At 53.9% G+C, this 26,152-nt stretch carries 18 protein-coding genes and 1 CRISPR repeat array; of the genes, 2 read left to right on the top strand and 16 right to left on the bottom strand.

The annotated features are described in order from the left end of the window. Positions 1-2: 2 nt before the first annotated feature. From drmB to ABEB26_RS24015, 4 genes are all read right to left on the bottom strand, one after another. Positions 3-1,859 (bottom strand): DrmB family protein, encoded by a 1,857-nt coding sequence (drmB, locus tag ABEB26_RS24030; protein WP_345724632.1) that lies wholly within the window; start codon positions 1,857-1,859, stop codon positions 3-5. Next, positions 1,856-5,299 carry a DISARM system helicase DrmA gene (drmA, locus tag ABEB26_RS24025; protein WP_345724631.1) on the bottom strand — a complete coding sequence of 1,148 codons (3,444 nt, stop codon included), beginning with the start codon at positions 5,297-5,299 and terminating at the stop codon, positions 1,856-1,858. Before drmA ends, drmB begins: the two co-directional genes overlap by 4 nt. 174 nt (positions 5,300-5,473) lie before the next feature. Continuing rightward, the gene (locus ABEB26_RS24020; protein WP_345724630.1) at positions 5,474-6,676 is read right to left on the bottom strand and encodes a PD-(D/E)XK nuclease family protein; all 1,203 of its coding nucleotides are present in this window, start codon (positions 6,674-6,676) and stop codon (positions 5,474-5,476) included. Positions 6,677-6,706: 30 nt separating this feature from the next. Next, a complete protein-coding gene (locus ABEB26_RS24015) occupies positions 6,707-7,315 on the bottom strand; it encodes a hypothetical protein (protein WP_345724629.1) in 609 nt (202 codons plus the stop codon). 205 nt (positions 7,316-7,520) lie between these two features. Between ABEB26_RS24015 and ABEB26_RS24010 the strand changes: the two genes are divergently transcribed. Together ABEB26_RS24010 and ABEB26_RS24005 are read left to right on the top strand one after the other, a co-directional pair. Next, positions 7,521-8,813, top strand: a complete 1,293-nt coding sequence (locus tag ABEB26_RS24010; RefSeq protein ID WP_345724628.1) for an AAA family ATPase — start codon at positions 7,521-7,523, stop codon at positions 8,811-8,813. After that, the gene (locus tag ABEB26_RS24005; protein ID WP_345724627.1) at positions 8,806-9,402 is read left to right on the top strand and encodes an RloB family protein; all 597 of its coding nucleotides are present in this window, start codon (positions 8,806-8,808) and stop codon (positions 9,400-9,402) included. The genes ABEB26_RS24010 and ABEB26_RS24005 overlap by 8 nt, the downstream gene beginning before the upstream one ends. 42 nt (positions 9,403-9,444) lie before the next feature. Here ABEB26_RS24005 and ABEB26_RS24000 read toward each other — a convergent pair whose 3' ends face one another. From ABEB26_RS24000 to ABEB26_RS23945, 12 genes are all read right to left on the bottom strand, one after another. After that, a complete protein-coding gene (locus ABEB26_RS24000) occupies positions 9,445-11,220 on the bottom strand; it encodes a DUF4268 domain-containing protein (RefSeq protein ID WP_345724626.1) in 1,776 nt (591 codons plus the stop codon). A gap of 74 nt (positions 11,221-11,294) precedes the next feature. Then, a complete protein-coding gene (locus tag ABEB26_RS23995) occupies positions 11,295-11,894 on the bottom strand; it encodes a hypothetical protein (protein ID WP_345724625.1) in 600 nt (199 codons plus the stop codon). A gap of 37 nt (positions 11,895-11,931) precedes the next feature. Continuing rightward, positions 11,932-12,894 carry a hypothetical protein gene (locus ABEB26_RS23990; protein ID WP_345724624.1) on the bottom strand — a complete coding sequence of 321 codons (963 nt, stop codon included), beginning with the start codon at positions 12,892-12,894 and terminating at the stop codon, positions 11,932-11,934. A 22-nt stretch (positions 12,895-12,916) separates the two neighbouring features. Further along, complete coding sequence (locus ABEB26_RS23985) at positions 12,917-13,567, bottom strand: hypothetical protein (RefSeq protein WP_345724623.1); 651 nt, start codon at positions 13,565-13,567, stop codon at positions 12,917-12,919. A gap of 13 nt (positions 13,568-13,580) precedes the next feature. Beyond that, complete coding sequence (locus ABEB26_RS23980) at positions 13,581-17,702, bottom strand: Eco57I restriction-modification methylase domain-containing protein (protein WP_345724622.1); 4,122 nt, start codon at positions 17,700-17,702, stop codon at positions 13,581-13,583. A gap of 49 nt (positions 17,703-17,751) precedes the next feature. Beyond that, entirely contained in the window at positions 17,752-20,868 is a 3,117-nt protein-coding gene (gene drmD, locus ABEB26_RS23975) for a DISARM system SNF2-like helicase DrmD (RefSeq protein ID WP_345724621.1), read from the bottom strand. 219 nt (positions 20,869-21,087) lie between these two features. After that, positions 21,088-21,504, bottom strand: a complete 417-nt coding sequence (locus tag ABEB26_RS23970; RefSeq protein WP_345724620.1) for a GIY-YIG nuclease family protein — start codon at positions 21,502-21,504, stop codon at positions 21,088-21,090. Between the two features lie 12 nt (positions 21,505-21,516). Further along, entirely contained in the window at positions 21,517-22,041 is a 525-nt protein-coding gene (locus ABEB26_RS23965) for a competence protein CoiA family protein (protein ID WP_345724619.1), read from the bottom strand. Positions 22,042-22,086: 45 nt separating this feature from the next. Then, positions 22,087-22,728 (bottom strand): hypothetical protein, encoded by a 642-nt coding sequence (locus tag ABEB26_RS23960; RefSeq protein ID WP_345724618.1) that lies wholly within the window; start codon positions 22,726-22,728, stop codon positions 22,087-22,089. 51 nt (positions 22,729-22,779) lie between these two features. Beyond that, entirely contained in the window at positions 22,780-24,087 is a 1,308-nt protein-coding gene (locus ABEB26_RS23955) for an integrase core domain-containing protein (RefSeq protein ID WP_345724617.1), read from the bottom strand. A 237-nt stretch (positions 24,088-24,324) separates the two neighbouring features. Continuing rightward, the gene (locus ABEB26_RS23950; protein ID WP_345724616.1) at positions 24,325-25,077 is read right to left on the bottom strand and encodes a hypothetical protein; all 753 of its coding nucleotides are present in this window, start codon (positions 25,075-25,077) and stop codon (positions 24,325-24,327) included. A gap of 14 nt (positions 25,078-25,091) precedes the next feature. After that, positions 25,092-25,424, bottom strand: coding sequence for a hypothetical protein (locus ABEB26_RS23945; protein WP_345724615.1), 333 nt, complete (start codon positions 25,422-25,424; stop codon positions 25,092-25,094). Between the two features lie 314 nt (positions 25,425-25,738). Further along, positions 25,739-26,138: direct repeats of the CRISPR family, unit length 32 nt; unit sequence AATCCCTTCGCAAGGATTATGTCTTGTTGAAC. Between the last annotated feature and the right edge of the window lie 14 nt (positions 26,139-26,152).

Below are 26,152 nucleotides of genomic sequence, written 5' to 3'. Positions count from 1 at the left end.
GCTTACCCCGTAAAGAATGCTAAATCATCCCGTTCAACCGTCGCAACCACCAGCGAACGATCAAGATACTTATTGCCGCGTTCGCATGAGGTTTCCGGGAGAAACAAACAGGCATGACACGCTGCCCCATGTAATAAGCCCGGTTCCGTTTGCGGTTCATGATCGGCACAAAGCGGATCAGAGGCACAGATATGTAAAGTTTCTAACGCGGCACGCAGATGATACCCAAGGAACTCAGGCGCTCCTAGTTGCACTAATCCCCCTAAGGTGCCTTCGCTGTCGGCGGCAGCGGTGTAGATTAAGATGCCCGCCATAGGGCCATCATCTGCCGTCGGTTCTAGGGCATAAATCCGTTCACGCAAACTCGCCATGGCATAGCCACAGGCCACTGCCAATTGGCGAATCAGGGCATGCGCCAAACTATGCAGCAAGGTATAACGAATATCGGGGTAGCCTTGATTGGGATCAAGCCGACGTTGGGTCCGCCACGTGCGATGGGCTGCCTGAAAGTCACGTTGGCGCTGCTGGACGGCGGCACGCTGACACCAGCGTTGGATCATCGCTTCATCAAACTCCAAGAATATCCCTTCGCCATACACATCCGTGGCAGGAACCCACGTTGGTTTGCCTCGGCTCAGTCCAACCAGCGCTTGATCATCACTCGTTGCCTCTTCAAAATCACCAAACGCCCGAATCCGGGTAAAGCCCAAGAGTGCCCGCACTTCTCGGAGGCGTTCAACTAATACCACTTGGCGCAGCATAGCCATCCCGTCGGGGACACTGGTTGGCACCGCACGGAAGTGGCGTGAACTCGGAGCATCCAATGGTTGGCGGAGGGTATGCCATTCTGGTGTTTTTAACGTTTTGGGATTGTCAATCGCGTGTCCTTGACGACGCGCCTCAATCGCCGCCCACAACGCAGGATCGGAAATAGTCGGATAGGGCGGAATGACCTGAAAGCGGCGCATCGCCTCGAGATCAGCCTGTGAGGTAGCGCGATTGAAGTGCAGCCAATGCTCCTCGACAATTTGCGCCACCGGATCAACGGCTTGTGGCAACGACAAGGCCGAGGCCATCACCCCAAACCATGTATTCGAAGCCCCTAAGGCCAATGTTTTGAGCGGTTTCACACAGGGTTCATCACTGAACATGCGCACATGGGGGTGTCGCCCACGACAAGCGGGCAAACTACTCCGTCCTTTCTCGCCAAACGCATCAGAGAGCGGACGACGCGATTTTCCACCAACACCATGCTGACAGCCATCACATTCAATGTAAATTTCTGCTGCCTCACCCGTCACGCCCGCTTCGATGATCCGCAACACTCCAGGACAGGAAACCTGCTGCCCATGCACAAAATAACTCCACGGAAAATCATCGAGATGGCCATGTTCGCAGCCTACCAAAAAACGGGATGGAACCATGGTCGGTGGCGCTTTGGCTTTGCCACAATTCGTATGCACATAGCGTGCCCGATCAGGACGAACCGGATCAGTCTTGAGCTGGACTAACGCACTCTCAATGGCGAGCAGCTGGCGACACAGCGGGCAGACCATCCAGCGCGGAAAGGTTGCGACCGGAACGCCCACCAACGGCGATCCGCTATAGACCATGCCCGAACTCGTTGCAGCTTCCACAGGCGGATGCATCAGTCGCGCCACCTGACTGCCAAGTTCCGCTTGCACAGCAGCCAGCAAGCGATCCTCGCTCACCTCATTTCGGCCATCCACACTCCAATCATCGAGGCCTAAGACCATGACCGAGAGGTGTGGCAAATCAATTAACGAGCCAATACCAAAGCTCTGCACGACCTGACTTGGCCGAATATCTCCAACACTCAGGTTCGGATTGGTCATCATTCGTCCTCCCCCTGCACAAGCGCCGCCGACCACGGACGGAGACTATCCTGCTCAAACCCGTGATCATGCAACAATAAATTCGTCGTTGGCTCGACATCACGCAACGAATTGAGACAGGTAAAGTCCGTCCAGGTATCGGCATTGGGAACCTGAAGGAGCCCTTCGGTCTGACCATCGTTTTTGCTCCGATAGCCCAGCCGCACCCCGGCATGGCGATAATGAATTTTGTTCAACCACACATCAAGCAGATGCGCAATCTCGGCATGCACATGATGCCCAATCACCGCCTGCCCTGTAACCAACCCCGCACGCTCCGTTAACACCTGCACCATGGCCGTCACCACCGGATGGTCACGATCAATATGCCCAGCTTGTAAATTTTCGGTATAGGCATGACCATACAGCCGAATGAGACTCACCAGCACCGCAGCTAAGCCACGATCCAACGCACGTGCGGCAAAGGGGGTCACGGAGATAGCCTCAACATGCTGATAGAAGGTGGCGTGATATTGCACAAACTGTTCATAGTGCGATAAGTCGCGCGGTCGTGACCAGTTCAAGATGCTTAGCACCAAGCCGGGGGTACTGCGCCCAACCCGACTGGTCGCTTGAATATATTCAGCGGTGGTTTTAGGTTGCCCATTGACCACCATCGCCCCCAGCCGTTTGACATCAACCCCAACCGACAGCATATTCGTGGCAAGCACCACATCGAGTGGGCGTTTGGCTGATGGCTCCGTCCGAAAGGGAATTTCCAAGGCATCGAGCAACTGCGGAATATCTTCGGCGCTTTTGCGTGAGGTTAATTCTTCAACGTTCGGCGCACGCCGATTGGCCAAGCCCCGTTGGCTCATTTTTGCTAACCGCGTGCGAATATCGTCATCAACTAAGCGCCGTGCCCCGCCCAAATCACGCATGGCATTGAAATAGCCAACCAGCGTCATCCATGGGTCAACCGCCTCGCCATAGCGCTCGTATAAGGTTTGTGCGGCGGCCAGCAGCGCAACATACACGCGAATCAACACGGCTTTCTGGCGTTTGCCAATCGCGCAAATACCAAGATAGCGACGACCGGGCGTACTCGGTGTAATTGGCCGTTCCATCGCAAAAAAGCTATCGTTGGCATCGAAGCCTGGTGGCGGGAAAATCGCCAATTTGCGAACAAAGACCGCATGGACCTGATGATCGGCGCGGCGAACGGTCGCCGTTGAGGCGATCACTTTGGGGCGGATCGTGTGCTGGTGCACTGTCCACGTACACAGCCGATCAATGGCCGTCTCATATAAGCCGACCAAGGTTCCCAGTGGCCCACTTAACAAGTGTAACTCATCTTGAATAATGAGATCCGGTGGCCGCAACGGCGCATGAGCACGCACCGTTACTGCTGGTAAGCCTTCATTGGGCAGCGCACGATGGGCACTTTCATCACCCAGTTCTGGCGACCCAAACCCATGGCGTTCACAGTACCGATCCACATGGCCAAAGAGCATTTGGGTGCACCCATTCCACGGTAATTGGGCAAATTTATCCACCGTAGCAATCAGCAGGGCTGGCAATAGTCGATAAATTTCTTCGTCGACAACGACCACGGGCAAGCCTTCGTACTGTGCATTACGGCGACTAAAAGGACATTCGCCCCGTGGATCACCACAATACATCAGGGTTCGACCACGAGCCTCATTGACGCTGATATCACGACCTGGTTCAATACTGCTCCCACACCATGGACAATTCGTGAGTTGAGCGGGCGATCCGGTTGACCCAAAACTCCCATAGCCCCCACGATGCTGGGTTTTCAAGACCTCTTTGCTTTGGGTCGTTGTATTCGGGGTTGTCCGTTGGCCCACCCACAGCCCAATCCGAAAGGGGGTCGTCCCCCAGCGATGATCACCAGTGGCCGCCGCTTCACGCCGCAACGTTTCACAGGCACAAATCAAGGCACTGGCGCGTTGGAATTGCTGCAAGGTGAGCAAGCGCAAGGTATAGCGCATAATGACCGCAACCCCATCCATGCCCGAACGGCCAGCAACCACTCCCTGCAACCGCCGAATCGCTAGGGTATAGGCCGTCAAACCAAGGTAGGCTTCCGTCTTCCCACCGCCTGTTGGATACCACAATAAATCAGCCAAGGCCTCCGGGGTTGTGGCACGATCAGGATGGGGCAGGAGCGTTAATCCTGGCAGATTCAGCAAGAAAAAGCCCAATTGAAACGCCCGCCACGAGCGATACTGCGGCTGATCAAAGGTCTCGCGCGTGACTGGTTGGCCGCGCCGCCGTGCTTCCGCATACAGGCTTTGCATACGTTGGCGGGCCATGGCCTGATTCGCAAAGCGAAAGGCTTCAGCCGCCTGCGGATCACGATCGAGCAAGGCAATCCCCGCCTGCATACGGGTTAAGGCATGCTCCCAGTGGGTACGGGTATCGTCGGCCACATCGCCCCACGCGGCAAACGTCTGGTCAGTGTTCAAACGCGCCGTTTGGTCGGTAATCCAGCGTGCGTAGGCGACACACAGGGGTTGAAGCGCGGCGGTAAACTGACCCATCGGTGTGCGGCTCAGCCGATCCATATCGACGACCAACGATACCAACTCCGGAGCTTCAGTATGATTCGGCTCGGTACTCACCGGGACATCGGCCACCGGCACGATCGTTGTTTCGAGCATGGTCGCCCAATGGGGATGGGTCGCATCGCGGGTCGCTTGAACGCTCACGCCATGCCCAACGGCAAACTCAACCACGGTGCGATAGCGCATCGCGACTGCCTGCGCTTCACGATCCGTTGGCAGGGTCGTCCGCATGCGTTGGCGAAAAATTGCTTCCCCATCAGGATCAGTGAGCCGAATGTGGGGTTGAAAGATCCACGCGCTATCGCGCATGCGCGGTGGTTCATCCTGCATATTATGCAGAAAGAGGCTCACACTCCAACCATCCGCCCGCTGACGGATGACTGCTCGCCCGTGCACCGCAGGTTCGTCAGGGTCAGGAGTCCACGTGGTCGTACCGGGTTTCAGGACAAGCTGCCAATGACCACCGCGAGCCTCGCGTTTCCAGATCCGCGTACTACTGCCATCGGCTTCTTCCCGGCTGATGCGCTGATATTTGCCCCATGTCATCGTCACCATCAAGGTTGTGGCCTGTGGGATGACGGAGCAGGTGAGTCCCATTGAGGAAGGAAACATCGATGGGGCTTGGGTCGTGCCAACATCCAGTGGTGGCTCGTCGCTGGTCAGGGCGCTCCGCTCGAAATCATCATGTAATTCTGGGATAATTTGCTGTTTACGCGGAGCCAACATCCCGACTAAATAGCGATCGCGCACACTGACTTCATGGACTTCTTCCTGCTCGCCTCCGGCAGGGCCAAGCAAATCACGCACGATCAGGGTTTCTAGTTCATCGCGAATCGTAAACGGATCGGGTGGAGTCAGGATCGATTCGGCCATGATCACTCCTCAACAATACCACGCGCACGCTTTTAACGTTTTTTACGGTTCTTCCGATCATAATTGGCATGACGCGACCCAAAAATACACAATACTCTGCCAACACGCTTAAATTCCCTGCTATATCCCCCGTCGCCAGACAAGCAGATCGCACCAAGGGAGCAGTGATTGCGTTTAGAGCACCTCAAAATGTAATCCACAAAGACTCAAGAGCTTCCCAAGATCATTCAGTCCACCGTCGCGGCTTTTATTCGCCTCCATATAATAGGTACCATACTGAGCTGGCAAGATAAAGGCATTGCCTGCCGGATGAACTGGTTGGGTGGCAAGTAAATAGCGCTTCGATCCGGATGCAATCGGCAGCGGTAACGGCGCAAGCAAGCCATGCTGATCAAGGTAGTGTAAAACCTGCCCATATAAATCGCGCATGGATTTCGCCTGAAAGGTGGTTGCTTCAATCCGAATAGCAATTTTGACGGGTTGCGTGCCAGCGGTAAGAGCCTGGATTGACGATTTCTTCTCTGACAAATCAGCCGAATCAGTGGTAAATTGTTCCGATAAAATTTGATAGAGCATGGTAATCGCTGGTTCATGCTGGGCAAATAATTGACGAACAAGCTCCTGATCGCGTTGGGTAATAATCAAGGGCGAACCACCTTTCAAACGATAACGCAGAGTTTTGACATACTCATTTAGCATAGTTAATCCAAAGGGCGACACGGTTGGCGCATGCAAACACGGTTCAATCACTTCATCATAGAGGTGTTGAAAATCAATCGAAATCCAGCGATCATCACCCAACAACGATGCCGTATCTTTGACAAATGCATGACTTGGCGCAAGATAGACAGGAATCGTGAAAATACCCTGCTGCATAAGACGATCAATATGGGCCATATAGCGAGCACATTGCCCTTGATCAATCGCTGCGCCGACTTTCATCTCAACCAAAATTTGGATCTCCTTCCATGGTGGGGGAAGATCCGTTTCAAATTTGAGACGATCAATAAACACATCAAACCGCCCTGTATCATTGACACGCACTTCGCTTGGATCACGCTCATTGGGCCGAACATTGGCCTCAGTAAGATCGACAAATGTCAATAACCATTGCAGATCAAACGCTGCGGCATGATTAGTCACCTGATGGTTGGCCAACAGCAATAAAAAGCGTTGCAGCGGGTAGACCCCTAACTGGTGACTCGCCATGGGATCAAGAAGCCAGCCCAAAAGCGCACTATGCCATGTTTCGGTATGGGTTCGTCCGACCGCATTAAAAATAGTGGGGGCCGTTTGTTCTGCTTCAAATTGGACGAAGCGTGGATCGTGGATTAACGATAAGATGGCCGTTAAATGATCGGCTGGCTTCTTTGCCATAACAGCACCTCGTTCCTCAGCAAGAGGCCATTATCCTAAAATAGTCGTCTCGCGAATATAGACTGGCAGCGCTTGATTCGATGCGTGAAACGCGGCTTTCAATGCCGCAAGTCGCTCCGTGGTCAAGGGCGTAACGGCTCGAAATCGACTGACGGGAACCGTCTGCTTAAACTGGTCGTAAGGTAAAGGATGATCAAATAAATCGACGCGTTCAATCGGAGCAAAGCGGCGATTATAAAAATGATACTCTCCTTGGGGTGGCTGAGCATGAAATTCGGTTGTTCCGCCCACCAATCCACAGCCAAAGATTGTTCCCCCATAGCGCTGCGCTAGGGTAAGGGAGCGTTCAAGAACGGCGATCACCGATTGATCAGCCCGTTGACGCTGGGCTGTCCGCAGGAGTGCGCGAAGCCGGGTAACCGACGACACCCCATGATAAAAAAACAAGAAGTCTCTGGCATGCATCTGCGATAAACCAGACCACATTAATGGTATTCCTGTTGCACGATCAAGCACTGTTTCCAGATCCGTCCATGACTGGCCCTGGGCGTTAGTATTTTTCTCTAACATTCCTTCAAAATCAGTGAGCGAGGTGGGAATAGCCAAGGTGGTAATACATGCTTTAGGAGTGTGTGGCATGAACGAACCTCTCATCCTACGCAGTCGAAATGAACATGATGAAGCCTATGAATGGTACTGGTTGTTATACCACAGCTTGACAGTCAACTCAAGCAGGAAATCGCTAGCACGGTTCCATACTTGACACCGTAAAATCAGGCACGTACACTGGCGTATGTGTGAAAAAGTCACAAATAGGCGGGTTTTGTACAGAAAGCAGTACGTTATGCTCATTGGCATGAGTGTTGGAAATTATCGATCCTTTCATGAGGTAGTCACCTTCTCGATGGCTGCCACAGCAATCACGTCGCGTGATAAAACGCTCGATCAGCACACGGTTTTTTCCGTCGGGAATGTCTCGTTGTTGACTAGTGCGGCCATTTATGGTGCAAATGCGAGCGGGAAGAGCAATTGTATTGCCGCCTTGCGGTTTATCCGTGATTTTGTGATCAATTCTGCCCGCAGTATGCAAATTGACGATCCCATTCAGGTTGAACGCTTTCGTCTGAGCACGGCAACCATCGATCAACCCTCATTCTTTGAGCTTTCGTTCATGATCGAGACAACCCAGTATCGCTATGGGTGTGAAGTGACCTCGCAGGCAGTTGTCAGCGAATGGCTGTATCACACGCGGAATGTGCGCGAAACCATGGTCTTCGAACGGGAAGGTGATCAGATTGAACTTACTGAAGCGTTTAAAGAATTTCGCCAACTGCGTCAGTTTACCCGCAATAACGCCTTATTTCTTTCGATCATTGCCCAGTTTAATGGGGAGATTGCCAAGACGATTTTAAAGTGGTTTACCCAAATCCAAATCGATTTAAGCATCAATGATCGCCAAGGTCGCACGAATATCCTTCGACAATTTGAACAAGCTGATGACCAAGCTGCCATTATTCATTTCGTCAAAGCGCTTGATGTGGGCATTACTGATATTCAGGTACAACCTTTATCGCGCGATGAGCTATCGAACAACAAGGCCGAGCATTTTACGATGCATACAGGTCTCGATATAGCAAAAGCATTCAGCCTTCCGTCACAACTCATAACCCTGCATAAGCAGTTTGATGCCGAGGGAAATCCGGTCGGAGAAGAAACTTTTGAGATTGAAGCCCATGAATCGGATGGCACCAAAAAATTATTAGCGCTCGCCTTCCCGATTGTCCATGCGCTCAAACACGGTTCGCTCTTGGTGGTTGATGAACTGGATGCACGGATTCATCCATTGATCACGTGGGAAATTATTAAACTGTTCAATACCGCAACCAGTAACCCTCATCATGCCCAATTGATTTTTACCACCCACGATACGAACTTGCTCAGTCACGACTTGTTTCGGCGTGATCAAGTATGGTTTACCGAGAAAACCCGCCATGGAGCAACCAAACTCTACTCGCTGGTTGAGTATAAAGTCCGCAATGATGCGTCGTTAGAAAAAAACTATATTGAAGGACGCTACGGGGCGATTCCATTTTTAGGGGATATCGCCAGCATTGTTGAGGATCATCGCGATGAATAAACATGCGCGTCGTGGGGACTATCTGCGTCGTCCGGTTAATCAACGTGATGAAGAAGCTGTCGTTTTAATTGTCTGTGAAGGGGAGAAGACCGAGCCAAATTATTTTCGAAGTTTTCGCGTTTCGAAAAAGATTCATGTCCTTGGCGAAGGTGATAGCCCCTTAAATCTTATTCACAAAGCCCGTACAGAACAGTACGGGCAGCAGTATGATCAGGTCTGGTGTGTGTTTGATCGGGATGATGTTCCGGCGGGTCAGTTTAATACCGCGCTCCAGCAGGCCGCACAGTATGGCATCCACATCGCCTATTCGAATCAATGCTTTGAACTATGGTATCTGCTCCACTTTCATTTTTATAACACCGCAATGCCTCGAGCGACCTATCGGCGTTTGCTGAGCGAGGAACTTGGTGTCGATTATCGCAAAGCACGGCCTGATATGTATGCGCGGCTTGAGCCACGCCAAGCCCAAGCCATTCGCCATGCAAAGCGCTTGCTTGCACTGTATCAGCCACCCAACCCCGAAAAAGATGATCCATCAACCACGGTTTTTCGGTTGGTCGAAGCGCTTAATGCCTTAGAACGTGAATGAGGAGCAACCCCAACCGAACGAATGGTTGGAGTTGCTGAGGCGTTATGAGAACAAGGCGGCAAGATCTGGCGCAGCACCATTGGTATAGTGCTGTTCAAGGAGTTGGCCTGCGTCAGCAAATAGTTGATGAAACACTACCATGGTCTCGACTCCCCACTGACGGATTTTGGCAAGCTTTTCTTTATTCGCTGTAATTGACCCCGGATGGGAGACCGTCACCCGTGCAGCGCGTCGCCCTGGCATGGCATCCCACTCAGGGGCTGTCCCAATCCGCGCAGTCAATTTGGCCATCTTCGGTAAATACAGTTGCCACAAGGCTTCATACATCGCGGTATTCAGCGCTTCGTTCTCGGTATCAATATACAATTCAAGCCGAAAGAAACTGGTGCGCGTAAATTGGGCATTCAAGACGGCAATCGACCGCTGTTGTGCTTTGATCCGTGCCACCGTAATCCATGACGTTCCATTGGGTGACATTGGCAAAAAGCGCTTGTCTCGCGCTCCCAATTCCGCCACAAAGCGACTGAAGAAATCAATATAGGCCTGTTCCCGCTCGTGAATCCGACTAAAAGTTACCATCTCTTGATCCATATTGATGTAACTGACTTTCCAATCAGCAGCCAACCAACTGATCGATTGGACATGAGCATGGCTATCATTGGCCCACCATGCGCGATGTTTACGGGCAGATTCCGGCAGTGGTGATTCAATGATCTGTTCTATTTGCTCGAAACTGAGTGGAACCCGATCCGTTTTTCGGGGTTGACTACGAAGCCACTGTGCGAGCCGATCGTAGCGGCTCGATCGGGGTTGGGGGGCATCTTCGATCGGTTCAAAGGGTGATGGCAGTTCGTTAATAGCGGGTTCGGTTGGAGCAATAATAACCTCACTCATGACAGGGGTCAGTGGTGCATCACCCTCAGCGGGTGGTGGGACAATGGGTGCGGTCAGTTTGGAATGATAGCGGGTCAGCCAATCTTTAAAAAATCGGACTTGGGTTCGTTGGGCATCACTGATTTCTCGCAAATGGGCTAAATCATTGCGGGTTTGGCGCACGGCATCAAAAAACCCCTGAATATGCTCTGGTTGAAAACTAAATAGCTCGCCGTAATGCTCCCAATGTTTCGGGGAGACAAAGAGTTGAATGGTTTCATATAAGGTTAAATCGGCATAGGTTTTTGCCGTCGTCCGTTGTTGAAAATGCGTTTCAAAAGCTTCACTGAGGAAGCGATTCTCCACACGAGGAGCGTTGGTGGTATCCGTCAGCCAGCGCACGGCTTTCGCAAACTGGGCCATTTGCGGCCCAGCACCCAGTACCCGCTGAATGTGGTCTTGAAAAGCCTCACTATCCAGTTCCCCATTGGGTTGGATAAATGGGGCTTGCACAAAATCACGCAGCATCAATTCAACATCTTGGATAAACAGTAAGTCTTGGGTTTGGCGACGAAAATACTCGGTCGTGTCATAGCTCGTCACAATCCCCGTTAACGTACCTTCGGTATTAACGATGAGCAAGGCATAGGTATTTTGCAAATCATCAAGTAAATCGAAGAGTTCTTGATCATCACGTTTGATCACCGCTTTAACCATGGCATCAGAGACACGTAAGCTCTGTGCCGCCACTGGAAAATGGCGGAGCGCTTGGACAATCGAATCACTACACACCAAACCTTCGGGTTTTCCCGCCGCATCGACCACAGGCAGTTGGCTATACTCATGCTCCGTCATCAAATCGATGGCGGTGATCAACGCATCACCCGAACGAACCGCCAGCGGCATGGGGCGATCATTGAGAAGTTGTTGGACGCTAAATCGCATTGGTCCTGCTCCTTGAGACGTACTCGTTACCAGCCATAGGGTAATTACAATCCATCACGGGTCTGGGTTGCACCCTAGAAATCGTCTTCCAGAAAGGGATCAAACGTGGAATGGTCGTACAATGCTTCCAGAAAGGGATTAAATGCGGGTGATGCTCTGTCGTTAATTTTAAGGGTCTTCAGAAATTGATACAGTCGTGTATTGATCGGCGAAAGAACGACATTAAAGGGAATTCCTTTCGCGCGATAGTGTTCGGCAACGGTTCCAATCAGAATATCAAGCAACATGGCAAAGTTCACCACATCGGCATCAAAGAGGGTTTTGGGATGTAAATAGACCAGCACAAAACCACGGTATTGCTGGCGCAGTTGGTTATGCTCAACCACGGTTCCCGCACAGCGCATTTCGCTACTAAACGAGTCCCATGATGGATTGCGTATCCCCTGATAGTCGTTGTGTCCCTCGAAATCGTAGGCATAGGCAAAGGCCAGATGGCATTCGCGTTTACTCGTCAGCTCGGTTCCATCAAGCACGACGCAATGATAGCCATCAGCCCGCAGGCGCTCAGCCAGCGCTAAAAGATCATCGGTCAGCAGATCAAGCATGGTCAATGGATACAACGAATACGGCTGGATTGTGGTAAGAGCATCGTAGGTCAGGGTTGGATACGACATCGTAATGGAGCCTCCTCAATCGCGATCATGGCCCTAATCAGTCAAATATGGTTTTTTGGTAGAGCTGCATCATGTGATCGTGTAAATCATCCTCGGTCGCGGCGGGGAGTGCCAAATCCACAGTGTGTAACAGTTTATCGACAAGCGCAAAGAAGCTATCGAGCATGCGTTTGGGAATGGGCAGATGCCGTTGGGCATGCAAACAGTCAAGGGCATAGTGAGCGTAACTCATGGCATAGTGCAGGCAGCATGTCTCAAGCGGTGGTAATCCATTTGTGACATGCAATTCGCGCAGTTTCAAGCTCAGTGTCGTTAACATGAACCATGAATCATGATCATTGAATGGTGTAACTGTCCACGGATAGCCAAAATGCTCAGTACACAACCGTTCAAATGCTTGATCGGCCTTGCTCCAGGTACTTGCACCATAATGCCACTGCTGACCAGCAGGAAAATCGGTATTAAGCAGTGGGCGCTGGAGATAATCCAAGGCAGATCGAACCATGTTGGGCAAACTGAGCGGCAGGATTGGAGCGAGCCACCATTGATACAGGTGCTCTAAGACCAACATGGACTGATTAGGTGACACATCATTATGTAAATAGACTAGTAGCGGATCAGTGCGCTTGATCAAGGTCAGAAGCCAAACAAAGGTTTCTGCCGATCCTGCTGGCTGAATCTTGGCAGCAATCGCTTGTTCGTGCTGAATTTTCATCACATACAGGCGGTCAACAGGATAGTCATTCACATTAGTATCAATCTGTGTGTGGCAGGTTGGGCAGAGTAAGATCAAATTGGGATAGCTGTTGCGTTCCGCATCGGTTAAGCGGCTCTCACCACGTGGAGAGCCTGGCTTTTCGCCCACAATATGCGCTTGCTCAGCCAGCAAATAGGCGTCATCAGGATGATCTGGCTCGATCATAAGCTGCCTTTTACATTGACTACATTGCCCGGCGGCTTTGGCAAACAGCAACTTGCTATCTTTTAAACTAATGCCCATCGCTTATTCCTCATTCGTGCTATCAACAACGGGCTTTGGCAGTATTAGTGGCTGGGGCAGGATTGCGAATTGCGGCGAGGTCGTCACCATACCAGCGCTGCGCTGCCTCCATATCGATCCAGTGATAGAGCGCGGTTGCCTGTTCAGCACTGAGCGCCATCGGTTGCGAATTGAAGCCCGCCCGTAATTTAGTCCGGAGTTGGGCTAAATCAACGCCCGCTGCCGCCAATGCAGGCACGATATCCAGCAGCAATCCATCGTTGGTTAGGGGTTGAAAGCTGCGCGTCGGATCAGCTTTGAGGGTAAAACGCCGCCGCCGTTTAAACTGATGTTGCCACTGTGCCCATTGATAATGATCCGCATACGCCGCTGGCGAATCGACAATCGGATCATCGGGGGAAAGATCATTAGCATTCGGCCAGTAGTGCTTACTGGCAACCACAAAGACGACATCACAAAAAAGCTGCTGAAAGTGCGGAAAGGTATCGCCCGCCACCCAAACATTGATATCGCCAACCTGCGGGCGCATTTGGGTTATATGGCAGTAGCTATGCAAAAATGAGCGCTGCCAGATGTACGGGTCTTGGTTGCCTTCCAGCGAATCGTGATAAATCGGTTTGTCCGCATGTGCCATGATTTGGCGTTTGGGATGATAGATGAGATAGCCCGCCATTCAATCCTCCCTTTCAAAATTCCATGCCCTGTTGCTGGTCGTTGGCAGCAGTCTTAGTTTTTTTGCTGGCTTTGGCTTTTTTCGGCGTTTTGGTGTGCAAGCCTTGGGCCACTTCTTCGGCATAGCGTTGATGATTGAGCGCCAGCAAGCGATCAAGCACGCTACGCCGCGCCGCCTCGCTAATGGTGTAGCGCAAGCCTTGTTTGGTTTGATGAAAGTCGTGATCTAAGGTCAGATCATTCCAGCCATAAGCCTTACGCACCGCTTCGTCCATCGCCACATGGGCTTGACGCAAGGCCAGAATGGCAGCGCTCGTTTCCGTAGGGTTGTGAAAGCGGTTGTAGGTTTTGGTCAAGCCTTCGTTGTGGTCAATCATAATCTGTTGGCGCAGCTGGTGATAGTGCTCGCCAATCGCTTCTAAACTGTTCATTGCTTCGGGAAAGGGGAATGTTTCGAAGCAATCAGTAGGTGAGTAATTTAAGTCAGCTTTCATGGTAGAGCTATATTGCCAAGCCCAATAGTAATGAAATGATGATTGCAACAAAGCAAATTTCTTAAAATCAGAGAATGAAAAAACAACTAGTTTATTTGCGAGAACCTGTTTAGAGTTTACCAATTCAAAAGCAACAGTTTTACTAACAATTGTAATAACTAGAACTCGCTCCATTTCTGCAATCGTTTGGTAGAGTGCAGGCCTTTTGTCAGCATATTGCCACCACTTATCAGGCAAGGGTTTTCGTAATACATAGTTACCATCTTTATCTGTCCGTTGGCGTTCGGGCCGAACCTTTGCCTCAATAATTGCATAGGTCTCAGGATAGGCTTGCGCTTTTTCAAGCGGCCAATCATGGAAATTAATCACCCAACGACTGGGGGCTTGATCAGGATTGGTATTCAAATCCTCACCATTGAGATAGGGAAACAGTACCTCACGGTTCCGTGGATTGCGCTCGATTAACGATTGAGCCTCCTGTGGTTCAAGCACAAAGCCCATCCCCAAGACAATTGAGCCTTGAAACGATTTATCAGCATTGGCTGCTAAGCGATAAGGTTTTCCACTCACGGCACTAAGTTCAGTCAAATAGGCATTGATCCCTCGTACCAACCGATCATCTAAATACTGGTGGCCTTGCCAGAGACCACGATGCAGCCAGAGGTGCGCCACTTCTAAGGCTGCCGCACCTGGCCACGGCTGGCTGGGAATCGCCCGCACGATGGTCATGGTTTGGCTGAGCAATTGATCGAGGCCAACCTCGCGGGTATCGCCTTGGGCAATCGTGTTGGTCGCAATCAAGGCGAGCATGCCATTAATTGCCAGCAAGGGTGCGGCGCGTAAAAAGAAGTAGGCACATAAATCGGCATTGCCACGCACATTCTTGGCCAAAATCTCGACCAAATAATCGCGATACGCCGTACTCAATGCCCCCGTAATCTTTTTGCCCCCCATAAACGGTGGGTTGCCAATGATGGCATCAAAGCCGGTTGGCCGAATCGGCGCAATGGGCTGATCGTGCTGCACCTTCTGTAACAGCGTCGCAAGGCTTGGGTGGGCTTGCTGCTCGCTGTCAAAGACTTCGGGAAATTCTAGTGGCCAGTGCAACGGTTTGGTTGTGCCAAGGTAGCGCCTGGCCTCGACATGCAGTTCGCGCAGCGGTTGGTCATCAGCACAGTCAAAATCGGCATCGAGCCGTCGCAACCAGTCGATACGCAGGCTCTCCCGCTGTTGCGCGGGCACAAAGGCGGTTGCGGCTAAAATATCGGCAGCGAGTTTGAGGCGATACATGGCAGCATCGGCTTCGGCCAACAGTGCGGCCTTGTGCTGCATATCGCGAATATCCAGCTCGGGCAGGTGTTGCAATGTCTGCCGCGCCGTGCTGGCTGTGCGCCGTGCTTGATCAAGCTTGCCCATAAACAACGGAATGTTGCCTTTGCCAGCCAATGACCAAACCCCAAGCTGCTCCGTATCCACACCCAGCAACGAATCACCACAGCGCAGCGCATGGTCAAGGAAGGTAAAGGGACGATCTTTTTGCAGCGTCACCAGCCACAACGACAGTTTGGCCATTTCAACCGCCAGCGGATTGCGATCCACGCCATATAAACAGCGGTCGGCCACCAACCGACGAGCCAGCGCCAAGCGTTCATCGACATCACGCGGCAAGGGCTGCTCCTGCACTGCGCCCGTACTGGGGTCGGCGCTTGGAGCGGTCAAGATCCGGTGGGGCTGGCGGTGTTCGGCTTGTTCCCATGCTTCAACCACCCGTTCGGCCAGATAGCGACACGCCTGCACCAAAAAGGCTCCCGACCCCATCGCCATATCGCAAACCTTCAGGCTCAGGATGGTCTCAGCATCGCGGAGCTGCCACTGCTCCTGCGGACAGCCCTCAGCCACCCCCACAAAAACCAAGGGTTCCAAGGCATGACGCACCATCGGCTCAGTCAAACTGCGAGGCGTGTAATGGGTTCCGGTCGCGCGGCGATCACTGCCACTGGTCACAAAGATACTGCCTGCGGGAATCACCACCGGATTGCCAAAACTATCCTCGCGCAGCAAACCCTGCCATGGCAACACCCGCTGCACCAGGGCTTGATCGTTTTGACAGGCTGCGTGCAACCGTGCCATCTGACCAAAATCCGGCGGCTGATCAAACTCGCGCTGCATGGATTTGATCGCGCGTCCCGTTAGCTCGCTGAGGGTTGTCCAATCGAGGCCAGTTGGTTGGCGCAAGGCTTCCAATTGGCTCAATGCCAGCTCTGGTTCCAACCCCTTCGCGCCCTTTAAGCCGAGCATCGGTTCGATGGCGCGGCGGGCAGTATGATCCAACAACCCTTCATAGACATGGCCAATTTGTTCAATATCCAAGGCCCGAAACGACAACCGACGCGGCTCAGAGCCACCGCCGGGCACCGCCACTTGGAGCACTTGCAAGGCATCGAGCAGATGCAAGACCGTGCGATTATCAACCGGGATCGGCGCAGCAGGGCTGGTTTGCCACGAGGTTCCCGCCGCACGGCCTTCCAAAAAGGCAAACCGATCAGGGTCAAACAGTGTACCGCCATAGGCTGGCAAACGCAGGATATCGTGATACACCCCTGCATAAATCATGCGGAAGGTTGCTAAGAGCCGACACCACGCATCACTGCGCCGCGCCAAAACTTCCTCGCCTGCCTGATCGGCGTGCTGGCGTAACTGTGCCCGCAAGGTCGAAACCGCATAGGCTTGATCATACAGTTGATCACCGAGCAACAATAAGCCACGTTCCTCAGCGGAGAGTAAAAAGACCAAGCGCATCATCACGGTCAAGGCCGCTTCATAGATGATGGGTTCGGAAACCCCGTGGAGCAGGCGGCGCTGCTGATCCTGATCGATTTGATCGAGCGTTTGAACTAACACCGATACGGCAGCACGAACCTGCGAACCCAGTTGGTCGGTGACCTCTTGCTGATTTTCGGCACTCTCGCGGAGCAGGGCGGGCAAGGTTTCGGCCTCGGCGACCCCAAAAAAGCGGCGCACGCCCAATAATGAGCGGAAAGCCCGCAGGGTCAACGGCTCGTCAAGCCAGACTTCGGCATACCAACTGATAAAACTGCTGGTTCCGCCGCTGGGCGCAACGACGAGCATCCAATGATCACCATTGGTTACCAACCCTAGCGGCACATTGGTTGCCCGCAACAAGGCCAACATCCGCATCGCAGGTGAAGCCTTCCAGCGACTGCCCACAAAGGCTTTTTCGAGCGCTTGGCCTGCGGGCACGACCATCCCCAACAGGCGCGGATGGGCATCGCGTTGGGTATCGTGTATCACCCATGTTGGGCGCAGCGTCTCGCCATACTCTGCGACGGTTGTATGCAGCGTGGGGGCAACCGCCTGATCGGTCTGCCAGAAATCGCGATCAAGCTCCAACACGGTGTGCAGCACATAGCGCCACCACGCAGTATGGAGTGCGGGATCAGGTGCTAAACCCTGCTGGTTATCGCGCCATTCATCGTAGGCAAGCCGCAATGTCTGGCGCAGCGCCACATCATCGGCATCAAGGCCATGCGGAAACGTGCGCAACAGAACGGGCATCGAAAGAAACGGCCCTGATACTTCTACCAAAGAGAGCCATTCGGCATGATCGCGTGCAAGAGACATGACCACCTCGTGTCAAAGCGGAAAGACCGACCCCATCGTGCCCGATCGTTTAGCGATTCAGGCGTTCGGGCACAACAAACAGGGTTGCTACCGGAAAGAAGCGTGGCTGCGGATTGGCAAATCGATCGGCAATTGCCTGCATTTCCTGATCGCGTTCGGCAGGAATGTGCTGCAACCGTAAACGCAGGGCTTCCTGATTGCGGGCAACTTGCTCTTTCTCAGGATTGGAAAACAGCGACAATTGCAGATCAGTCGTAAAAGCATGTAATTTGTGGCGAATCGCCTGTTCAAGTTCGCTCAAGATACGCTGCATCGCTTGGGCTTCGGAGTCGGCGCGTTCGCGCAGTTGGCGCTGCAAGGAGTTCATACGATCGCTCACCCGTGCATCAAGGGCCGTGAGGAGCGGCGCTTCATACTGCGACCAGATGTTGCGCAGGCGCTCTGCCACGGCTGGCGCAACCGCCTGATCCTGCATTGAACCGATCACCCGCTCAACATCCGCCACACTCATGCGTGTCCAGCGTCCATCACGAATCCAACCGCCAGCGAAGACCAACTCCTCATGCAAGCGCTGCTGATCCCCACCGAGCATCACCAATCGCGCACAGGCCACCACGGCGGGCGTATCCAAGGCCGCATTGGGGGCCGTGCGTGCCGTAACCCGAAACAGGCGTTGTTGTTGATTGGTCGCCCACACTTCAGCCCGAAGCAACCGCAGTGCCATCTGGACAAGGCGGTGATTCAAATGCACCAATACCACGTCATCACGGTCGCGAGCGCGTTCGTGGTCGAAGGTAATCGGGCGAATCGCGTGAGTATGCGGATGAGCCAAGCCCATGGTCGCCTCGGCCCAACTCCCGGTGAGCGCGGGCATCCAAAACACCCCTTCGTCATTGGCAACCGGTTCAAGCCCTGGCAAATTGGCAAGGGCTAACGCCACAGCAACCGCGTTTTTGATACGGTCGGGCGTGAGATGCAAGCTGCGCTGAGTTTCGTGCAATTGCTCGTGCAATTGCTGAATATGCTCACGCAACGAGCGCTCAAATTTCAGCAACGCCCGCACCGGAGCGCTTTGGGTTTCGGCAACCGTCGTATCGAGGCTCCGGCGCTGGCCCAACATGGCTTCCTCAACCTGAGCCGCAATCACGGGGCCAACCTTGCCAAGATCCTCGCGAATGGTATTGACCTTTTGGGCAGCGCGAAACAAAAACTCAAGATCGGCTTCGAGTGAGCCGGGGGTGGTCGCATCGTGATGCTGCCAACCATGGCTGACAAAATGATAAATCTGCACCGATTTGGCATGCTGGCCATGGCGATCAATCCGCCCATTGCGCTGCTCCAAGCGACTGGGATTCCACGGAATCTCCATATGAATCAGGTGCGAACAATATTTTTGGAGATCGATCCCTTCGGAAGCGGCATCCGTTGCCAACAAGATGCGCACAGAAGCCAGCGCCGGATCAGCCTGAAACGCCGCCTTGATTCGTTCACGCTGATCAGCGGCCATGCCTCCATAGAGTAACGCAATCCGATCAGGCTGCCCAAACCCATGCGCCGCAAGCATCTGCATTAACCAGCGTTGAGTGGCCCGATATTCGGTAAAAATCACCACCCGTTGATTCGTCCAAACACCATCGAGCTGGATGTGCTGGCGTAACCACGCAATGAGCATCTCCAGTCGGCTATCGCTCATGACCCGCGCCTGCTCGGCCCATTGGCGCAACTGTTGAAGATACTCCCGTTCGGTGGCCGTCAATGGGGCAAAGAAGGTTGCCGCAACCGTGAGGCCATCATCGCGATCAGGGGTTTCATCCTCCAGCTCCTCATCGTCAATGTCGGCAAGATGCTGGCGTAAGACACTCAGCGACGGAGCACGCTGAGCCAGCGGTTTTTTGGGCTGATGCAGCGTCCGTTCATGCTGTTCGAGCGTAAGCGCAAAGGCTTCGGGTGACGAAAACAGCCGTTTTTTCAACAGCTTGAGCACAAACTCCGTGGCAACCCGTTCGCTGGCATCGCGTGCCTGGTGCAAGCGTTCACGGCTATAGGCCGCTAAAATGCGGTGGGCTTCCCGCTCACGCTCGCGATAGTGAACTTCGAGTGGCACAACCACACGCTGGGGGAAACGGGGTGAGCCATCCCACGCAGTAATATCGGATTTGAGCCGCCGCACCATGATCGTTTGTAATTGCTGGCGATCAGGCATCACGCCACGAGCAAACCGTTGGTTATCCAATAATTCTAAGAGGGCGCTAAAGCTCTCGGCATAGCCATTGTGCGGCGTGGCCGAGAGAAACAAGCGATGCTCAAAATGCGGCGCAATCTGGCGAATGGCCAACGTGCGTAATGAATCGACCGCATACTGGCCGCGACCTGAAGGTGCCACATTATGCACCTCGTCGATGACGAGTAAATCAAAGCGGCGGGGATAACGCGGCGTATCATCGGCGGGCAAGGTTTCACGCATCAAGCGCATCGGGCGATCTCGCTTGAGAAAATCAATCGAGGTAATCAACAGCGGATAATGGCTCCATGGATTGACATGCAACCCCCGTTCACGACGCAACGTCCGCATGAGCGCACTATCGACAATCCGAAAGGAGAGGCCAAATTTCTCACGCATTTGATCGCGCCATTGGATCTGTAACGCCGAGGGGCAGACAATCAGCACTGTCCGCACGCGCTGCCGCACCATCAATTCCTGCATGACCAAGCCAGTTTCCACCGTTTTGCCCAAGCCAACATCATCAGCAATCAACAAATTGGCACGCGGCATCTGAATCGCACGAACCACCGGATCAAGCTGATAATCTTCAATGGCAATCCCACTCCGAAAGGGGGCTTGGAGCGCACGCGTATTGGCACTCGCAACCGTTCCCCAGCGCACTGCATCCAAAAATGCATCAAAGCGTTGAGGGGCATCAAAGCCATCAGGGGCAGGCAAGGCTCGCTGATTGACGACCTGCGCACCGACCTCCAATTCCCACACCACTTGGAGTTCCTCGCCAAGGGCATCTTCTTCAAGCGCTTGCAGAGTAACGACATGCTGAGGTGGGATGGGCGTGGCCAGCAGGGGTTGTGGAAGAAGACGTTGTTGAATCGTCGTAACCACATAGCGACGGTGACGTACCTGGACGACTTGGCCTTGTTCAGGAACAGTTGCAGCCATACCACAATCTCCAGCAAATCGGTTCAGGGGTAGTATACCAAAAAAGCATCAGCAACAGCAGGAATACCGATGCTCGATACCAATTCGCAGCAAGAGGAGTGTCTGACCGCATCAGGCTAATCAAGGTGCAATCCGTTCTACCGTTAGAATGCTTCTCAAGCGATACCACTGGACTTGGACAACAAAGCAGTGTTCGCTGTGCCATCAGCCGCCGCGTGCCTATCGGCTGCGACTGGAGTCATTGCGCATGCGATCCTGCGCAGCCTTCTCCGCTGCTATCGCCTGCATCACGACCGACGGCGCTCCCGCCAACACGCCCTGCTCAAGCGCCTTCAGCACCTTCTTGGGCATGCGGTTGAAATCCCGCACCACCGCCTTCATATCGGGAAAAGCAAAGTATTCCTGAAATGTGCCCAGCGTCCGGCGATGGGCCTGATGGCGAAAATGGGCATAGCGCTCCACATGGCCCCGCTGCGGCCACACACCTAAAACCGTGATCGTTGCCGCGCCAACGTGCGGATTGAGCGCAAGCTGAAGCTCGGACACCCGCTCAGCAATGGGCCGCGCCGTCACGCCGATTTTATAAAAATGCTCGCTGGGGGTCTCAATCGCGAGGCAGTAGAGCGAGAGCCGCAACACTCGCTGCCATTACGCTCGATACAGGCGCAGATCGGTCACGGCTTCGTCGAGCGCCACCGGATCATCAGCCTGCCCCGCCCGCGTCACCCGTGCTTCCATCTGATCATGGATGGTCGCCAGCCGCTCCTCATGCAGGCGGCTAAAGAGGTTGACCGAGAGCAGCCCAAACGGAATCTGGCCCAGTTTGGTCAGCTCGTGGCGACGCATAAAGCTATTGTAGGTAATCAGTCCGGCGGTTGTAAGCCAGTGGGCATCATAGGAGCGATCGGACCGAAAGGCTTGAAGCGTGGCCCAGAGGCGCGGCGGGAGATGCAGGGTAAAGGAATCAAACCACGGCAGGGTTGGCAGATCACGGGTGCGGCGCACGGGTTTGCACGTTGCTCCATCGTGGGCAAAGTGATGGCTCACCCGCTGGCCTTTTTTGGCGATCAGCGGACAGGCACAATACGGACATGCCAGCGCGGTGCGGCCACGCACGACCTCGCTGATATGCACCAATCCCTGCGCTGAACTCAACCCATACGCAAGCCACATACCGGCATCCTTTTTGTGATACAGCAACCCAACTGACTGGATGGTTCACGACACGGGTTCGTCGCCACCAAGCCAATCCTCAATCGTCCACGTCACCTCGACCGCCAGCCGCGCCTCAAGCTGGCACAGCGCCGTGGCCAAATGATAGGTGACAGTGGCGTGATGATCGGGTGCGATCTGTTGTTCAAACCCAACACCATCGAACTGCGTCTTCATAAAAAATTGCAGCAATGGCATCACGATATCCTCAAGCTCCACCCGCATCCGCACGCCCAGCGTGCCATTCTTCGCAAGGCGAGGCTGTATCAAGAGCAGCTGTCGCCACCACAGCACATCTTCCCGATCCTCGTCGATAAACAAGAAAAAGGCCAGTCGATCAGGAATCACCGACGGATCGTTCAGCAGTCCTTCGAGCACCAGCCAGCGCACAATCGCCGCGCGGTATTCGTAGAGCATGTGCCAGATTAAGGTGACGACATCACGGGCCTGTGCCTTGGTTTTCATCACCGAGACCGCCACCGCGAGCGCCTCCATGCCATCGGGCGACACCTCCGTCGGCCAGCAGACAAACCGCTGAGGCATCAGATAGGTTGTCGGAATGGCATCGGTAGCGGGGGTCGTGGGATTGCCTGCCTTCCGAGCGGCGTAGGCAATCTTTTTTTTCTCACAGGCGGGACAATAGTACAAGCCACAGACCACGTGTGCTGATCAGGTACATCATCGGTCGGATCATCCACATCATCGGCGGCGGCGCTGCTGGCGTTGGTTGAGCCGTTTGGTTTCCTGCGCAGCCAAGCCACACAATGCCTCAACCAGCTGCTCGAACGGCATCATCCCACCTAAGAGCCGCTTGAGTTTGAGTCGTTTGACCGCCTGTTCACGCTGAATCAGGATCAATTCCCGTGCGGCAGCATCCACCTGGACCGCTAGTTCTTGGCCTGCATAGGCGATTCCCGCCGTATACGTTGCGCCATCCAGTATGAGCTTGCCTTGCGCATTGACCCGCCGAACAAACGTCCAGCCATCGATCTGGTTCAGCCAGCCATCGGCATCGACCTGCGCCGGAACCGGTGGTAACACGGGCAACTCAGGAAACGCCTCGGCAGGTGGGCGATTGCCACAGGCCCGGCCTTGGTGCGGGCGTTCGGTGCGATACCATTCACAGTACGCATCGGCTTGCGCTTGCGCTTCGGCCTCGGTCGTTGGCCAGTTCGGATAGACCGATTCGCCCTTGTAATTTTTGTGAAACCGCTCCACGAACGGCTTTAAGTCGGGTCGATGCGGGGGACAGACCTCGACCTGAATCCCGAGATTGAGCAACAAGCGTTGGAAGGGCGATGGAAAATCCGCCATGCGATTATTGCTGACCAAGCGCACATCACAATCCATGCGGATACGCGCTGGGAGGCCGATCTGCTGGAGGATGCTGGCCGTGGTGCGAATCACCGAAGCCATATGAAAATCGGTGCTGATCCGCGCGGCGACGGGAATCGATGTCCCCGCATCAACCCACATAAAGGCTTCGGCGGCGTGCTGGCGTTTGCCATCGGGGTCGGGGGGAATGGTGGTGACATCGGTAAAATCGATTTCAATCTCCTGCATGGGCGGACAGAGCGTGCGCGGCTGGCGCTGGTGCGTAGGTGGGTCTACGAGCAGCTGATGATCGCGCAAGATGCGATTGACCGTGGTGGGTGAACGGGGAATCCGCTCATCGGCGAGATCAGGATCGCGCTGGAGATAGGCCAGAATGGTTTTGGCTCCGACGGTGCGATGGAACTGCGTGGCCAACTCCTGGCGTAAGGTCAGAATCCGCTCAATAACGCGATCACTCCATGCGGGCGGTGGGGTTTTGCGGGCGCGTGATTGGCTCTGGCAAACGACATCCGGATCGGGATGGGGTGGCGAGCCAATGCGCTGTTTCCAGATACGCACCCAATCGGTGGAAACGTTGAGCGCGGTGGCAAACTGGCGATTCGACCAGTCGGGGTTCGTGTGGAGCAATTCGTACAACGTTCGGCGGGTAGCAAACCAGCGATCCGTGACCATTGATGACCTCCGCAAGCCAAAAAATGGGGACGGTCGTTATGATAGCGGATCGGTCGCCGATGATGTAGATGATCTGGGTGACGATGTACCTGATCAGCACACCACGCCGTTGCGCATCTGCTCGCGATAACAGTGCCGACAAAATACGGTGATTGGCTGCCGCATCGTCTGCACCCGTGCGGCATAGAAGACAAAGCGATCTGGGATCATGCTGATATCCTCGTGCTAGAGCCGCTGCTATCCTACCGCTGCCGTCAAGGTCGCCTCTAGCCGCACCAAGGCCGCTGCCAGTTCGCGCTCAGCCACTCCACGCTGCGCCGCCGTCAAGGCTTCTTCCTCGCCTAATCCACCCATATGAACACCAACGACCTGATCGCCGACGGCCACGCCAAGCGCCCGAAGGTGCTCCCGCTGGCTTCGATTTAACCGCCCCTGCTCGGTAAGCTGGCTGCGCAGATCAGCAACTTCCTGTTGCCACCGGACTTCCTTGCGCAGCGGGTCAGGGGTAAGCGCCACCGCCAGCCGTGCCGTCAAGGCTTCCGGTTCCCGCCGGATACATTCCAACACGACCCAGCGCACCGTCACTGCCCACGATTCACCGAGCAGCACATCAAGGATCGCCAGCACCCGCCGCCCATCGGCCTTGGTTTTCATCGTCCCCAACAAACCCGTCCCAAACACCCCCTGTAATGACCGATCCAGCGTTCGGTCAACTTCGGATGGCCAGAGCACGAAGCGTGAAGGCAGGGCCATCGGCGCAACCACAGCAGCAGCTCGCGGCGCTGGCGGGGCGGTCGTTTTGCCCGCCTTGCGCCGACGGTCATGATCCTTGCGGGCTTCGATGGCGCATTTTTTACTACAAAGGGTTGGCATCCGACCAGGGTAGGCTTCGATAGTCGCGTCGTCCCCACACCAGCGGCAGGTGATCGCAAACGTTTTGATCGGCATAACCCGCGTATGGCGGTTAACGGTGACACGGCGCTGCGGCATGGGCTGCTCCTTCGTTATGCGGCGCGGAGCAGGTCAATGCCCAGCATGCGTTGAATGGTCGCGCCCACATCGTCGAGGGTTGCCTGCACCATTCCCAACGGAACCAGCCCCGCCGCCGCGTCATGGTTGGCCACCATCAGGCTGTATTCATCGCCCCGTGGATTCGTTCCGACCACGATGAAGCCGACGGTGATGTCGTTCCCGTCGGTATCCTGTGACACCTGATCATTGGCTTCCAGATCGGCATAGCGGGCAAGGTTCCAGCGGCAGTCAGGGAAGCGCTCACGCAGGTAGGTTTCCCATTCAGCGGCGCAGTGATTATAGGTTTCGGCAGTAATAATACGCATATGTGTATCCTTATTCCAGTATCGTGCAAGATAGTGGAATTGTAGTGGATTACGACCAAATGTCAATGATTTTTGCGGTTTTTTTGGGTGCTTTTGAGCTGGATTTGGGTGAAAAATGCGCGGAGTGATCGGGCTTTTCCAGTATCGTGCAAGATAGTGGAATTAAGGTAAATCGCAATGTTATGCTCGTTTTTTTGGGTGCTTTGGTCGATTTTTGGGGAGAAAATGCGCTCGGTATTCAGACTATTCCAGCATCGTGCAAGATAATGGAATTAACAAAAGCGATCTGTTGCTGGAGGAAAGACCGCCTTCTTAATCCCTTCGCAAGGATTATGTCTTGTTGAACCTATTTGGCTTTCATGAATGAAGGTCAATTCCAAATAGGTTTTAATCCCTTCGCAAGGATTATGTCTTGTTGAACTTGGGTGGATTACGATCGCGAAGAGGTAGTATTTACGTTTCAATCCCTTCGCAAGGATTATGTCTTGTTGAACCAAACCACTCTCACCACGGCTACTTTGTCCGCCCCGAGGTTTCAATCCCTTCGCAAGGATTATGTCTTGTTGAACAGTTTTTTTCAGACTTAATGGCAGTCATTTCGATGGTTTCAATCCCTTCGCAAGGATTATGTCTTGTTGAACCAGACATCGGCCATCTTCAGCGAGAGCGGTCAAATGGTTTCAATCCCTTCGCAAGGATTATGTCTTGTTGAACCAGACATCGGCCAT

Origin of the sequence: Herpetosiphon gulosus (genome assembly GCF_039545135.1) — a bacterium.
GTDB classification, from domain to species: domain Bacteria; phylum Chloroflexota; class Chloroflexia; order Chloroflexales; family Herpetosiphonaceae; genus Herpetosiphon; species Herpetosiphon gulosus.
Note: the sequence above shows the minus strand (reverse complement) of the source record. Positions and strands in the feature narration are given on the sequence as shown.

Bases quoted from the DNA above. Each gene is read 5' to 3' on its own strand.
- ABEB26_RS23950 (WP_345724616.1), bottom strand. From the start codon at position 25,077: ATGCCGCAGCGCCGTGTCACCGTTAACCGCCATACGCGGGTTATGCCG.
- drmA (WP_345724631.1), bottom strand. From the start codon at position 5,299: ATGGCCGAATCGATCCTGACTCCACCCGATCCGTTTACGATTCGCGAT.
- ABEB26_RS23995 (WP_345724625.1), bottom strand. From the start codon at position 11,894: ATGTCGTATCCAACCCTGACCTACGATGCTCTTACCACAATCCAGCCG.
- drmD (WP_345724621.1), bottom strand. From the start codon at position 20,868: ATGGCTGCAACTGTTCCTGAACAAGGCCAAGTCGTCCAGGTACGTCAC.
- ABEB26_RS23985 (WP_345724623.1), bottom strand. From the start codon at position 13,567: ATGGCGGGCTATCTCATCTATCATCCCAAACGCCAAATCATGGCACAT.
- ABEB26_RS24015 (WP_345724629.1), bottom strand. From the start codon at position 7,315: ATGCCACACACTCCTAAAGCATGTATTACCACCTTGGCTATTCCCACC.
- ABEB26_RS23980 (WP_345724622.1), bottom strand. From the start codon at position 17,702: ATGTCTCTTGCACGCGATCATGCCGAATGGCTCTCTTTGGTAGAAGTA.
- ABEB26_RS24005 (WP_345724627.1), top strand. From the start codon at position 8,806: ATGAATAAACATGCGCGTCGTGGGGACTATCTGCGTCGTCCGGTTAAT.
- ABEB26_RS23990 (WP_345724624.1), bottom strand. From the start codon at position 12,894: ATGGGCATTAGTTTAAAAGATAGCAAGTTGCTGTTTGCCAAAGCCGCC.
- ABEB26_RS24020 (WP_345724630.1), bottom strand. From the start codon at position 6,676: ATGGCAAAGAAGCCAGCCGATCATTTAACGGCCATCTTATCGTTAATC.
- ABEB26_RS23945 (WP_345724615.1), bottom strand. From the start codon at position 25,424: ATGCGTATTATTACTGCCGAAACCTATAATCACTGCGCCGCTGAATGG.
- ABEB26_RS24010 (WP_345724628.1), top strand. From the start codon at position 7,521: ATGCTCATTGGCATGAGTGTTGGAAATTATCGATCCTTTCATGAGGTA.
- ABEB26_RS23965 (WP_345724619.1), bottom strand. From the start codon at position 22,041: ATGTGGCTTGCGTATGGGTTGAGTTCAGCGCAGGGATTGGTGCATATC.
- ABEB26_RS23955 (WP_345724617.1), bottom strand. From the start codon at position 24,087: ATGGTCACGGATCGCTGGTTTGCTACCCGCCGAACGTTGTACGAATTG.
- ABEB26_RS24000 (WP_345724626.1), bottom strand. From the start codon at position 11,220: ATGCGATTTAGCGTCCAACAACTTCTCAATGATCGCCCCATGCCGCTG.
- drmB (WP_345724632.1), bottom strand. From the start codon at position 1,859: ATGATGACCAATCCGAACCTGAGTGTTGGAGATATTCGGCCAAGTCAG.